This is a genomic window from Mesorhizobium loti, from assembly GCA_014189435.1.
Taxonomy (GTDB): domain Bacteria; phylum Pseudomonadota; class Alphaproteobacteria; order Rhizobiales; family Rhizobiaceae; genus Mesorhizobium; species Mesorhizobium loti_G.
In genome coordinates, this window is record CP050293.1 from 4,980,857 (window position 1) to 4,993,032 (window position 12,176).

Below are 12,176 nucleotides of genomic sequence, written 5' to 3' on the forward strand. Positions count from 1 at the left end.
ACAAAGTGTCCATTTCCGCCGGCGAGATCGGAGGGCCGCTGTTGGCAACGCCGACCGTCAATTGGCCAGCCTGCGTCGCGACGTCAGAACAGGTTCCTCGAAATCGCTGGGATGCTTATCGCAAGTTCGACCCCTCGAAATTCGAAGACACTTATGACGACGCTATCATCGCGATGATCGACGCAAAGCGAAAGGTCAAGGCGCCGCCGAAGCCTGCGCCGAAGCCCAAAGAGAACGTGGTCAACTTGGCCGAGATTCTTCGCAGAGCTTTGCCAGCAAGGGCGGCTCAACGGCCAAGGCTACACCGTCAAAGCGAAGTTCCGCGTAATGCTCGGCGGATCTTCTCACGCTGCTAGGAGAGATGACATCAAACCGATAATAAAGCAAATCCAAGCCTATGCCGTAGACGGCATGAAGGCGCCAGGTTTTGCAGCGGCGGCCGGGGTCGCTGCCGCACTTGGATTCTACAGCGCAAACTCCGCAAGGCTGTCTCAAAACCCGGAAGATCTCCTGATCTTTAATGCCATCCTCTCGTGGCTTTTCATCAGCCTCCTTTTCACGGCCATTGCGCCCGGCTTGGCCTATTTTAGTACTTTCGTACGGCAAATCCTGGAGTCAGGAGAGGTATGATTTCAATCATCCATTCGTTCACGACACGCCGAAATCGATCCTTTTTGAGCGCATCGGCAACGTCTTTCGCTGGATGACTGTCACGGTGGTGTGCGGCTCGATCGCGTGCATCGGTCGGGCGGGATACCTGTTTCTGAGTCTCGTAAAGTGAAAGCGATAGGCGGCCGCCCTACGTCGCCGCCCTCGCCCTCCCTAATGCTCGCCAGCGCCGTCTGGCGCTACCAGCAGCGCGATCTGATAGGCGCTGCCGCTTCACTTCTCATGGCCGCGCTGGGTGCCCTACTGCTTCTTTAAAACCCGACAATCCAAGGATTGGTATCGTATCCGAGGCGCGGCTTTTCCGGCGTTGCTCCATCCGGCAATTTGGCCGTTCCAGTCATACTGCAGTCCAGCTCCGGCACCGGCTTCTTGGCCGAATGCTTGGTAGAGCATAGGGCCGCAGCATTACTGACCACTACCTTCTTCTCTTTGGCAACAGCGACACCGGACGCAGCGATTACGATCGCCGCGCAAAACATAGCCACTCTCATCGTACTTTCCCCACGGTTGCGCATCCCCAAGATGCTGGGGCGTGACGTTACGTCACTTTTATATTAGCGCAAGCGAATATTGCGGCCTCTAGCGGATACGTGATCGCACCATACCGACACGCTTGCGAATCCGTCATGCCTGAGGTGCGGCGGACCTGATTGTCCGCTTGGCCGGCGCCGCGCAGCCCAACAGCTCCCAGCCCAACGGCGCCGGCCATTTTACCCACGGAACTTCCGGACGCTGGCGACGTTGGCCTGTATGGCTCTCGTTACCGGGTTTGCGTTTGCAGCGGTCGTTCTGTTTATCGTGCTGCTCTTCACCCATGCAGCCCGAGACCTTCAAAGCTCGCCCAGGTACCATAGTTTATGTCGCCGATTGCAGCGGCATCGAGAGCCGTCTAGCGCCTCTTAGGCTTCGGCGTCATCTCCTCGACCCGCACCTTGTCGCCGATCTCCTTTGCCATGGCCAGCGCCTTAGTCTTGTCCTTCGTGGTCCGCATCGTACGCCAATGCGGTTTCTCGAAAACTGAGACGATGTAGGTTGTGGCCGCCTTGTCGGTCATCTTTTCCTCTGATCGATAAAAGCCCGCGCCATGGAGGGACCAAGGACGCGGGCCGGCTGAGGTGTGACCCACTAGCCTTCGCCGGATGCCAGTGACAACATCCGAGCATGAACTCAACTATTCGAAGCTGCTAATGTTCCGTCAAGCATCGGGCCCTAGACGCTACCCAGCCGTAGGGCCCTTAGACGGACCTGTCCCGTTCCATTGAATGAAGGTAACTTCCTTCCCGGTCACGTCCCGCACGGCTTTCAACAGCACTTCATGCAAAGACGCGCGTTGCCCGGTAGTGGTCGCAATGCGGCGATATGAAGGGCTTCACGATGCTCTTGTGCAGCGCTTCCGCCGCCTCCAGAAAGCGCTCGATTTCGGCCTGAGAAAATTGCTTTGAGGTTTTGATCTAGCCATGGTGACGAACTCCGTTTGAGGGGATCGCCGCAACAGGAGGAATATAATCCTCATCCACCTCCTAGCAAGAGAGGTCAGCGCAAATCGCGCATCCCTCGCTTGCTCATTCTTCCCTGAAATCCTGCAGGGAGGCATGTCTTAGGTCTTCCTCGCCGCGCAAGTGCTTAACACGGCCGATCAGCCCGGGCTTTACCCATTGCGTCGCTGGCCGCTTCATGCCCTTTGGCGCCGTGCATGGGTGATCCTGGACACGCTTCCAGAGCCGTTCGCGCATTTCCCGGTTCAGGGTAATGAACGCCGACCCGACATAGCGCCCTGTGCCGCGGTCAGCCATCAGGGCAAAGGCCGGCTTGCCGGCTTCGCGCTGCAAGCCGATAATGTCCATTTCCTTTTCGGCATAGCACTTGATCTTGCGCCAGTTCATCGTCGGCCCGCTACGATAGGTGCTGTCCTTGCGCTTCGAGACCATGCCCTCCAACCCTGCTTTGTCGACCAGGCGATAGACGGCGTCGCCGGTGCCAGGCATCGCCTTGCTAAACTGGATGCGGCCGACGAACGGGATCATCTCCTGTAGGATCTTGCGACGGTCGTCCACCGGCACGTTGCGCAAATCATGCCCGTTCAGGTGCAGGATATCGAATGCTACCAAATACAGGTCGCGCGACGGCTTACGCCTGGTGATGGCTGATTGCAGGGCGTGGAAGTCGGACAGGCCTGCCTCGTTGATGATGATGGCCTCGCCATCGATGATGAAGCTTTGAGCTTCGATCGCCTCCGCCTCTTCGGCAAGATGGATATAGCGGGCCGTCCAATCATAGCCGTTCTTGGTGATCAGCCGAATGCCATCTTCATCCTTGATAAGCTGGGTGCGGTAGCCATCGAACTTGATCTCATGCAGCCATTCATCGCCTTGTGGCGGCGTGTCGGCGAGCTCGGGTTCTATGGGCTTGATGAACTTCAGACGCATGCACTGACTGCATAACTGCGAGTCAATTAGCACGCGCTAAAATAGTTCCAGAGCATTTTATACGAATTGAAAGTTCGATCGGTATGACGAAGCGAAGCTATCCGACCTCGGGCCACCGATCCCCGGCGCGCTATACGGCGACGACCTGATCCGTAAGTCGCGCTGATCGACCCTCTGGCCGCAGTTCGGGCAATTGTAGAAATGCCCTCTTCACGGCCGTAATGACCATGCTGCAATGACGCTTTGTTGTGGAGTAGCCAGCGGGGAGTTTTGCTTGCATTTTTGATATCGAGACGGGCCAGCGCCCGCCGCATTTCCACGCGAAGTTGTCGTCGCGTTGGCAGATCACAGACCCGGCTCTGCAAAGGAGCCGGGTCAGGCCGTGGAACCCGCATAAGGCAACATGCCTTGTCCTTGCATGGTCGATTACCTGAAATCGGTTCTCCAAGAACTCTTGCCGGCCTGGCTCAGCCGAAAGGCGGCCCACGTCGACGTGCGCCTAGCGGAGCAGCCACCAATGCGCGACCTTATCGGTCCCGCTCCTCTGGTGCGATATCGTGGCCCGGTGCGGTCCGAACCTCCCGATTGCAAGCTCCACGAGTCGCAACTGTAGCGTTCTCATTCCGCTAGCGTTCCGAGATTGCGAAACGGTCGCAGGAACCAAAGCGGTCAACGGGGGTTGGTTTATCGAAGGGACCTCGCACCGAAAGGATTCGGAACGATGGTCGAAATTCTTGCTTTTGAATTGGCGAAGGCTCGCCTGCGTGTGAAACGTGCCGAACGTTCGCTCGACCGCGCCAACGAATTGTTGAACGACGAAAACCCCGGCGTGTGTCTCAGTCTGGCCCTTTGCGGCCGGATCAGATCCGAGCAGCGACGGGTCGCCGAAGCCAAACAGCGCTTGGCGACGCTCAATCCGACGCGTCAGATCTCGCATGCAGATACCTAACGGATTCACCCAGGCGACCGACAGTTGCACCGAATAGAAAGCCCGCAACCTCGGGTCACTCCCAGGAATAAAGTTGCCTGTTGAGCGTTGAGGCCTGCCCCAACATTGGGAGGCTCAAAGATGGACCCGGCAACTGCGGCAGTGATGATCTTGCTTTCGTGCAGCCCAACCGAGGCTCTTGTCTGTAAACCCATTGATGCGTCACCGGCGGTATATTCATCGCGAAAAGGTTGGCTTCCCTTGCTGCAAAAACGACTCGGTGTAGCGAGAGTGAAATTTTCAGCGCCGGAAAAAAACGACCCCGCTGAGATTCGGCCATGCAACCAAAACCAAGTTCCGTCGTTTTGTCCGGTTCGATATTGGGGGATATCTTGGCAGCATCCAACCAGGACAGGGCGGGCGCCGCGTTTCGCAGCGCTGGCGAGATGGCTGAGCGTATTGGGTCGCGCGCGTGGAGCGAGGCCCCGATCGGACCCGTGTCGTCGTGGCCAACAGAGCTTAAAACGCTCGTCGATCTGATCCTTAATTCTGCTCAGCCCATGTTTGTTGTCTGGGGCGCGGAACGAATCTGGCTCTACAACGACGCCTTCATTCCTATCCTTGGCCGCAAGCATCCGACTGCTCTCGGCCTGCCCAGCCAACAGGTTTGGGCTGAGGCCTGGGACATGATCAGCCCAATGTTCGATCAGGTCTTCCAAGGCCAGTCCGTACACATGGACGACATAGAGATCCGGATCGACAAGCACGGCGCTCCAGAGGAAACGCACTTCGCGTTCTCCTATAACCCGGTTATTCAGTCGGACACCGGTAAGGTCGGCGGAATCTTTGGCGTCTGCACGGAAACGACGGACCGCTTTCTTGCCGAAAGACGAGAGCGCCTAGCCGCGGAACGTCAGATCAATCTGTTCGAACAGGCGCCCGGCTTCATCATCATCATGCGCGGCCCCGATCACGTGGTCGAATTCCTGAACGACGCCCATCGCCTTGTGTTTAACAGCGACGATTGGCTGGGAAGACCAATTCGGAGTGCTATTCCGAGCCTCGAAGGCCAGGGTTTCTTCGAACGTCTGGACGACGTGTTCAGCAGCGGAAAAACATTTGAAGCGCAAGGCGTTCCGGTTCGCTTTCGCCGTTCGCCGGAAACTCCTGAAGAGAGCCGATACCTGACGTTCATCTACGCACCGCTCTACGACGGCAACAGCACCGTGACCGGAATATTCTGCGAGGGGTTCGACGTCACCGAAACATATCGCGCGAGGAAACGAAGCGCTGCGCTTGCCGAGCTCGGTGACGTTGTTCGGCTTATTGAGGACCCGGACGACCTAGCCTACGCCGCAGCTGAAATCATTGGCCGGGAACTGGAGGTGAGCCGGGCGGGTTACGGCACGATCGATCTGGAGAAAGAGACAATTTCAATCGAACGCGATTGGAACGCGCCCGGCATCAAGAGCCTGGCCGGCGTGCTGCATTTTCGTGATTACGGCACGTATATCGAGGACCTCAAACGCGGCATCACGGTCGTCTTCGAGGACGCCGAGAAGGATCCGCGCACGAGCCACAACGCCGAGGCGCTGAAGGCGATCAGCGCTCAATCCTTGATCAACATGCCGATCACTGAAAAGGGTGGCTTTGTCGCCCTGCTATACCTCAACCACGACAGACCGCGATTCTGGCCGGAGGAAGAAATCGAGTTCGTTCGCGAAATGGCCGAGCGGACCCGCACAGCGGTTGAACGACGGCGGGCGCAGGCGGAGTTGCGCCAGAACGAAAGCCGCCTGCGCTTCCTCGACGCGCTTGGAAAAGAGACGGCAAAAAGCGCCGACGCGGACGCGATCCTTGAAGTCACCACCAGGAGGCTTGGCGAGCATCTCGGCGTGGCAATCTGTGCCTATGCCGATATGGAGCCTGATCAGGACCACTTTACGATCCGTGGAGATTGGCACAGGCAGGGGTCATCCAGCATTGTCGGCTATTATAGCCTGCAAAAGTTTGGCCAGCTTGCCGTCCTAAGGCTCCATCAGGGCTTGCCCTTGATCATCAATGACAATGTTGCCGAACTGCTGCCGGAAGAGGCCGCCACGTTCCAGCACATTGGAATTGCCGCGACGATCTGCATGCCCCTCGTCAAAGAGGGCCGACTGACGGCGTTGATGGCGATTCACGACAATGTTGCACGGTCGTGGACACAGAATGACCTCGCGCTTCTCACCGAGGTCACCGAGCGATCATGGGCGCATATCGAGCGGGTAAGGTCGGATCAAAGCGCGGCGGAGACTGCGGAGAGGCTGAGTCTTGCCACTCAGGCAGCGGCAATTGGAACCTGGGATTACCACCCTGTCGCCAACCAGTTGCGATGGGACAGGCGATGCCGGGCCCTGTTTGGGATTCTATCGGATTCCGGGGTTTCTTATGAAGGATCTTTCATCGCTGGCTTGCATCCCGATGACCGCGACCAAGCGGACAAGGCTGTGCGGCAGGCCCTGTCTCCAGTGGATCCACAGCCGTTCAACATCGAGTATCGAACGATTGGTCTGGAGGACGGCATCGAGCGCTGGGTCGCGGCAAGCGGCCATGCCATCTTCGAGAATGGGAAGGCCATCCGTTTCATCGGCACCGTCATTGATGTTTCCGATCGCAAGAAAGCCGAGCGCCACCTGAACATCATGAACGACACCGGCGCGGCGGTCGCGGCCGAGTTTAATCTCGACAAGATCGTGCAGATAACAACGGACGCCGGCATGCAATTGTCCGGGGCGCAGTTCGGTGCGTTCTTCTACAATGTGCTCGACGAACAAGGCGGCAGCTATATGCTCTACGCCCTGTCCGGCGCGCCACGTTCGGCCTTTGAGAATTATCCGATGCCGCGCGCCACAGCCGTGTTTGAACCGACCTTTCTCGGGACGGCCGTGGTTCGTTCTGACGATATCCTGCAGGACCCACGCTACGGCAAAAACACGCCACGCAAAGGCATGCCGGAAGGCCACCTTCCCGTGCGCTCCTATCTCGCGGTGCCGGTCGTCTCAAACTCTGGAGAGGTACTAGGTGGGCTGTTCTTCGGCCATGCCGAAACGGGCAAGTTTCTACCGGAACATGAGACTGCTCTTCTGGGTATCGCCGGCCACGCAGCCACGGCAATCGACAACGCCCGCCTGTTCCAGGCGGCCGAGCGCGAACTCACGGAGCGACGCCGCGCGGAAGCCGCGTTGCAAACGCTCAATTCCACGCTTGAACAGCGCGTGATCGAGGAAGTGGCAGAGCGTTCGAAGGCGGAGGAGCAGTTACGCCAGGTGCAGAAAATGGAGGCGGTGGGCCAGCTGACGGGCGGCATCGCGCATGACTTCAACAACATGCTGGCGGTGATCATCGGTGGGCTCAATCTGCTTCAGCGTAAATTGTCGAAAGGTGAGACGGACGTTGGTCGGTTTGTCGAAGGTGCTATGGACGGCGCGCACCGCGCCGCAGCCCTGACACAGCGTTTGTTGGCCTTCTCGCGACAGCAACCGCTCAAGCCCGAACCTATCAATGCAAACCGCCTGGTCGGCGGGATGACAGATCTGCTGATGCGAACGCTGGGCGAGACGATTACTGTCGAGACTGCTTTTGGTGCCGGTCTCTGGCAGGTCAAGGCGGATCCCAGTCAGTTGGAAAGCGCCCTGCTCAACCTTTCGGTTAATGCGCGCGATGCCATGCCGAATGGCGGCAAGCTGACCATCGAAACGTCGAACGCATATGTCGACGAGCGATACGCTCGCGAATCCGCCATAGCCGCCGGACAATTCGTGCTTATTGCCGTGACCGATACAGGCACAGGGATGTCAGCGGACGTACTCGCGAAAGCATTCGATCCCTTCTACACCACCAAGAGCGTCGGCAAGGGCACCGGGCTTGGCCTCAGTCAGGTTTACGGCTTCGTCCGGCAGTCAGGTGGAAACGTCAAAATCTACTCGGAGCCGGGCGTCGGCACGACGGTCAAAATCTACTTGCCAAGGCACTATGGCACTGCTGAGCCGGATACCGATCCGACACAGCCGCGATCCGTCGAAGGCGGCCTCGCGAGCGAGATTGTCATGGTCGTGGAGGATGAAGATCGAGTCCGTGCCGTTTCCGCCGAGGCGTTGCGCGAACTTGGCTACACTGTCGTCGAAGCCAATGGTCCGAATGAAGCGATCAAGCTGATTGAGGCCGGGCAGCAATTGTCCCTGCTGTTCACCGATGTCGTCATGCCTGAGATGTCGGGGCGTCAGCTCGTCGATATCTTGCGCAAGAAGAATCCGAAGCTCAAGGTCCTTTACACCACCGGCTACACACGCAATGCCATCGTTCACAATGGCATCCTCGATCCAGGGACGCAGCTATTGTCCAAACCATTCAGCCTGGAAGACCTCGCGGAAAAGGTGCGGTCAATTCTGGACGATCCCGCTTAGCCTGCTGCCGTGAAGCCTCACGGCAACAGCGATGCGGCGGAACGATTTGGAGTGACGCTCGTTGCCCTGACTGGAAACGGGATGAGCGAAATGGTTGCGCCACGTGCTGCCTGGAAGGGCTTTTTGAAGGTTGGATCGGTAACGTGCGGGGTGAAGATTATCGGCGCCACCAGCGAGGCATCGAAGATTCATTTCAAGATTCTGAACCGCAAAGACGGCCTCCCCGTCAAAAGTGTCTATGCTGACGAAAAGACAGGAAAGACCGTCGAGAGCGAGGACCAGGTGAAGGGGTTCGAAGTCGAGAAGGATGAGTTCCTTCAGATCGAGCCCGACGACATCAAGGCGCTGAAGCTCACATCCGATCACACGCTTGAAGTCGGTGAGTTTGTAGCGATCAATGAGATCGACACCCGCTATCTGGAGAAGCCCTACTACCTCATTCCAGCCGACGGCGCAGCCGTCGAAGCGTACGGCGTGATCCGCGATGCGATGAAGAACAAGGGAGTCGCAGCCCGATCCTGCATCGTGCTCTATCAGCGCGGCCGGGAAGTTGTGATCCAGCCCTATGGCAAGGGCATGGTGATGACCGAGTTGCGAAACCACAACGAGATGGTCTCCGAAAACAGTGTCTTCGATGGTCTGACGAAGGCAAAATACGATCCTGAGCTGCTCGAAATCGCCGGCATGCTCATCGACAAAAAGGTGACCGCTTTCGATCCCTCGAAATTCGCGGACACCTACGAAGATGCGCTGATTGCCATGATTGACGCGAAGCGCAAGGGCAAAGCGCCGCCGAAGGCGGTGCCGAAGCCGAAGGAGAACGTCATCAACCTGGCCGAGGTGCTCAAGAAGAGCCTCATGCAGGAGGGGCTAGCGACACCTAAAAAGACCGCTCCGAAGCGCAAGAGCGCTTAGTCAACCGCGCACAGAGATGACCGAGGAGAACTTTGTGTCCCATTTGACTGTGGAGCAATGTCGGGCGGCGCGGGCTCTGCTGGACTGGTCACAAGCAAGGCTTGCCGCCAAAGCGCAGGTCAGCGAGGGAACCGTTCGGGATTTCGAGAAGAGCAAGCGCGTTCCGGCCGGCGATATGCTGGTTGCGTTGCGATCGGCGCTCGAACTGGCAGGGGTTGCCTTTCTGAGTGATGGCGAGACGATCCAGGGCGGACCCGGCGTCCGGCTCAAGAAGTCAACGGCGTCGCGCACCCATATCCAGGATGGCGAAGCGGGAATTATTCAGAACAGCGAGATGTAAGCCGTCAACGAAGTCGAGGCCCCCTGTCATTACCGCTGATCGTTGTACGGCTCTTTCGTTTGTCCAACCATCTTCGCCAGTTCCGAAAACGGTGGAATGTCGGCCTCGCGTTGGGCATTGTTTGCGATCTGCAGAAGCCGAATTGGGAAGCAGATGGCGTCGCGATTGGCCGGCGACATATCTTCATAAGTCCGCTCATCTCCCGTCACATTGGCCTCGGCCTTTTGCAGCGCGATGTCGATGTCGTCGATCGAAAGCAGGCCCTTGTGGACCAGCAAATTGTTGATTGACGCGACTGCCATCATCAGACCTTCGAGCTGAAGATTGGCGACGTTCATGGCCGTGCACTCTTTACCTGGCCCGGCGGGTTCTGCCCGTTGGACTGGTGCGTCTTGTCGTCGACTTCGTCCACGGGTCGCGTCAATCCGACGCCGTTCTTGGGCTTTTTGTTTCCGGCCGCGTCCTGGGAGAACGCATCCGAAGGGTCGGCACCGGTCTTAGCGGGATATTTCGTCGCTCCGGTTTCGCGATGGTTGTGATTTCCAGACATTTTCGGTGCTCCTGTGCGATCATCGATAACCGGCCTGCACGCTGCGAGTTCCGCTCTGCATGGAACATTCCTGACGGCCGGTCGTTGGCCAGCAAAGGAGACGACGGCATGGCCAATATCAAAAACCTCCCCGATGCAATTGTAAAAGAGCCGGAGCCGGCCGGTGTCGAAATCCAGCGTAAAAGCTCCGGCGCCAAGGACGCCAGCCAAGCGCCAGTCAGCCCTAAGACGGCAGGCGCTCCGCCCAAAAGTAAGAGCCTTTTGGCCGACCCCTTCCTGGCCAGACAAAGCGAGGCCCGCCCGGTGGCCGGCAAGACACCGCGCCCAACTGACAGACCGGGAGAATAGTTATGCCGCCCAAACCAGATCCCCACGAAGAACCGCCGGTGGATGCACCAAGCTGGACCCCAGATGTGCGTGAGCCTGACCCTGACCTCTTGCCGGAAGAATTGCCCGTCCCCAACCCCGACGAGACCCGTGACCCTCCAAAGCGAGCTCTGACATGAGCTAAGATCACATGCGCAGAGGTGGGTGCCTCTGGGTCGCCTTCATCAGCTACCCACCGGCACGCTGGGCCATCCGCCGAACAGAGACGTGATCCTTCGCTTTGATGGGACAGCAGCGGCCAACGTTCCTCGGTGGCCACGGCACCATCAACGTCTACAGCTGAGCGCCGGGCAGCAAGCATTTCGCATCCGCAGTCTGTCCAATGCGCAGCCGCGTCTGATCAATTGACGAGACAGATGCGGCCGTGTCACCGCCCCCCGAGTCTTTCTCTATCTCCCCAGTGCCGATGAGACCGCGCGCCCGGTTTCAGAGCGGTGGCGTCGATCACTTCTGTCTGCATCGGCAGGTCTGGGCGTTGACCCGCGGCGGATTCGAGTGGCGTTCGCCATTTGCCAGTGGCACAGTCCGCCAGCAATCGGCGAGGCGAGAATGACACGGGTAGTGATCATCGGCGGCAGCGGGCATGTCGGCACGTACCTGGTGCCGCGGCTGGTCGAGGCCGGATATGAAGTGGTCAATGTCAGCCGCGGCCAGCGCGCGGCCTATACGCCGAATGCGGCGTGGAAATCGGTCGAGCCAGTGGTGATCGACCGCGACACGGAGGAGAAGGCTGGCACCTTCGGCGAGAAGGTCCGCGCGCTGAAGGCCGATATCGTGGTGGACATGATTTCCTTCACCCTCGACAGCACCAGACAGATCGTCGGCGCGCTGCGAGGCGAGGTGCAGCACTTCCTTCATTGTGGCACCATCTGGGTCTATGGGCACAACACCGCAATCCCCGCGACAGAGGACCAGCCGAAAAATCCTTTCGGCAGCTATGGCACGCAAAAGGCCGAGATCGAGAGCTGGCTGCTCAACGAAGCCAGGCGGAACGGTTTTCCAGCCACGGTGTTTCGGCCCGGCCATATCGTGGGACCCGGCTGGGAGCCGCTCAATCCGGCGGGGCACTTCGACGTCGGCGTGTTCTCCCAGATCGCCCGTGGCGAGCCGCTGGTGCTGCCCAATCTTGGTAACGAGACAGTGCACCACGTGCATGCCGACGACGTAGCACAGATGGTGATGCGCGCCATTGCGAGCTGGAACAACGCCGTAGGCGAGGCCTTCAACGCCGTCTCGCCACAGGCGATCAATCTGCGCGGCTACGCCGAGGCGATGTACAGCTGGTTCGGCCACGCACCGCGGCTGACCTACGAACCGTTCGAGACGTGGAAGGGCAGTCAGACCGAAGAAAACTGGCGCGCCACCTGGGGGCACGTCGCCCGCAGCCCAAGCCATTCGATCGACAAGGCGCGCAAGCTGCTGGGTTACGAGCCGCGGTATTCGTCGCTGCAGGCAGTGTACGAGTCCGTCGAGTGGTTGATGGCGAACGGAAAGGTCAGCCGGTAGAAGTGTCCGG

9 protein-coding genes and 4 pseudogenes are annotated in these 12,176 nt (G+C 58.8%); 7 read left to right on the top strand and 6 right to left on the bottom strand.

Annotation, left to right across the window (positions count from 1 at the left end):
- Positions 1–96 precede the first annotated feature (96 nt).
- A pseudogene (locus HB777_23970) lies at positions 97–272 on the top strand (Ku protein).
- A 648-nt stretch (positions 273–920) separates the two neighbouring features.
- On the opposite strand, the pseudogene HB777_23975 reads toward HB777_23970, so the two are convergent.
- From HB777_23975 to HB777_23990, 4 genes and pseudogenes are all read right to left on the bottom strand, one after another.
- A pseudogene (locus tag HB777_23975) lies at positions 921–1,136 on the bottom strand (hypothetical protein).
- Between the two features lie 422 nt (positions 1,137–1,558).
- Complete coding sequence (locus HB777_23980) at positions 1,559–1,723, bottom strand: hypothetical protein (protein QND66666.1); 165 nt, start codon at positions 1,721–1,723, stop codon at positions 1,559–1,561.
- Positions 1,724–1,885: 162 nt separating this feature from the next.
- Positions 1,886–2,120, bottom strand: a pseudogene (locus tag HB777_23985) (hypothetical protein).
- A 111-nt stretch (positions 2,121–2,231) separates the two neighbouring features.
- Positions 2,232–3,095: an ATP-dependent DNA ligase gene (locus HB777_23990; GenBank protein ID QND66667.1), complete on the bottom strand. Its 864-nt coding sequence runs from the start codon at positions 3,093–3,095 to the stop codon at positions 2,232–2,234.
- A 721-nt stretch (positions 3,096–3,816) separates the two neighbouring features.
- Between HB777_23990 and HB777_23995 the strand changes: the two genes are divergently transcribed.
- The 4 genes from HB777_23995 to HB777_24010 all read left to right on the top strand — a co-directional run bounded on the left by HB777_23995 (position 3,817) and on the right by HB777_24010 (position 9,723).
- A complete protein-coding gene (locus tag HB777_23995; GenBank protein QND66668.1) occupies positions 3,817–4,044 on the top strand; it encodes a hypothetical protein in 228 nt (75 codons plus the stop codon).
- Between the two features lie 935 nt (positions 4,045–4,979).
- Positions 4,980–8,468, top strand: a complete 3,489-nt coding sequence (locus HB777_24000) for a GAF domain-containing protein (GenBank protein ID QND68892.1) — start codon at positions 4,980–4,982, stop codon at positions 8,466–8,468.
- Positions 8,469–8,558: 90 nt separating this feature from the next.
- Positions 8,559–9,383: a Ku protein gene (locus HB777_24005; GenBank protein ID QND68893.1), complete on the top strand. Its 825-nt coding sequence runs from the start codon at positions 8,559–8,561 to the stop codon at positions 9,381–9,383.
- A 16-nt stretch (positions 9,384–9,399) separates the two neighbouring features.
- Positions 9,400–9,723: a helix-turn-helix transcriptional regulator gene (locus HB777_24010; protein QND66669.1), complete on the top strand. Its 324-nt coding sequence runs from the start codon at positions 9,400–9,402 to the stop codon at positions 9,721–9,723.
- A gap of 29 nt (positions 9,724–9,752) precedes the next feature.
- On the opposite strand, the gene HB777_24015 is transcribed toward HB777_24010, so the two are convergent.
- Positions 9,753–10,061: a hypothetical protein gene (locus tag HB777_24015; protein ID QND66670.1), complete on the bottom strand. Its 309-nt coding sequence runs from the start codon at positions 10,059–10,061 to the stop codon at positions 9,753–9,755.
- Between the two features lie 14 nt (positions 10,062–10,075).
- A pseudogene (locus HB777_24020) lies at positions 10,076–10,273 on the bottom strand (hypothetical protein).
- A 108-nt stretch (positions 10,274–10,381) separates the two neighbouring features.
- On the opposite strand from HB777_24020, the gene HB777_24025 reads away from it, so the two are divergent.
- Together HB777_24025 and HB777_24030 are read left to right on the top strand one after the other, a co-directional pair.
- Positions 10,382–10,621 (top strand): hypothetical protein, encoded by a 240-nt coding sequence (locus HB777_24025; protein ID QND66671.1) that lies wholly within the window; start codon positions 10,382–10,384, stop codon positions 10,619–10,621.
- Positions 10,622–11,209: 588 nt separating this feature from the next.
- Positions 11,210–12,166, top strand: a complete 957-nt coding sequence (locus HB777_24030) for an NAD(P)-dependent oxidoreductase (protein QND68894.1) — start codon at positions 11,210–11,212, stop codon at positions 12,164–12,166.
- The last annotated feature ends 10 nt before the right edge of the window (positions 12,167–12,176 follow it).

Bases quoted from the DNA above. Each gene is read 5' to 3' on its own strand.
- HB777_23995 (QND66668.1), top strand. From the start codon at position 3,817: ATGGTCGAAATTCTTGCTTTTGAATTGGCGAAGGCTCGCCTGCGTGTG.
- HB777_24010 (QND66669.1), top strand. From the start codon at position 9,400: ATGACCGAGGAGAACTTTGTGTCCCATTTGACTGTGGAGCAATGTCGG.
- HB777_24025 (QND66671.1), top strand. From the start codon at position 10,382: ATGGCCAATATCAAAAACCTCCCCGATGCAATTGTAAAAGAGCCGGAG.
- HB777_23990 (QND66667.1), bottom strand. From the start codon at position 3,095: ATGCGTCTGAAGTTCATCAAGCCCATAGAACCCGAGCTCGCCGACACG.
- HB777_24000 (QND68892.1), top strand. From the start codon at position 4,980: ATGCGCGGCCCCGATCACGTGGTCGAATTCCTGAACGACGCCCATCGC.
- HB777_24030 (QND68894.1), top strand. From the start codon at position 11,210: ATGACACGGGTAGTGATCATCGGCGGCAGCGGGCATGTCGGCACGTAC.
- HB777_24005 (QND68893.1), top strand. From the start codon at position 8,559: ATGGTTGCGCCACGTGCTGCCTGGAAGGGCTTTTTGAAGGTTGGATCG.
- HB777_23980 (QND66666.1), bottom strand. From the start codon at position 1,723: ATGACCGACAAGGCGGCCACAACCTACATCGTCTCAGTTTTCGAGAAA.
- HB777_24015 (QND66670.1), bottom strand. From the start codon at position 10,061: ATGAACGTCGCCAATCTTCAGCTCGAAGGTCTGATGATGGCAGTCGCG.